This is a genomic window from Actinoplanes sp. DH11, from assembly GCF_020873875.1.
Taxonomy (GTDB): Bacteria; Actinomycetota; Actinomycetes; order Mycobacteriales; family Micromonosporaceae; genus Actinoplanes.
On record NZ_JAHWGU010000238.1, the window covers coordinates 1 to 237 of the forward strand.

At 67.5% G+C, this 237-nt stretch carries 1 pseudogene; it reads right to left on the reverse strand.

The annotated features are described in order from the left end of the window. Window positions 1-237 (reverse strand): annotated as a pseudogene (locus LPA41_RS43940) (IS701 family transposase); the annotation flags it as partial.

Consider the following 237-nt stretch of genomic DNA (forward strand, 5'->3'; position numbering starts at 1 on the left):
GGGCGTCGGCGGCGCAGAGTGCGAGGACGGCGAGAGCGGGCAGGGCGAGGGTGGTGAACCGGTGCCAGGACGTCCTGCGGCGGACTTGGTGCTGGTCAAGACCGACCTGACCCTTTCCGGCCTGGAATGATTCCTCCACGATCCAACGAACCCCCGCTACCCGCACGAACTGGGCAAGGGCGGTCGGCTCTGGTGCCCAGCAGCGATAGAAGGCCAGCTCACCGGTGGTGTTGTTGC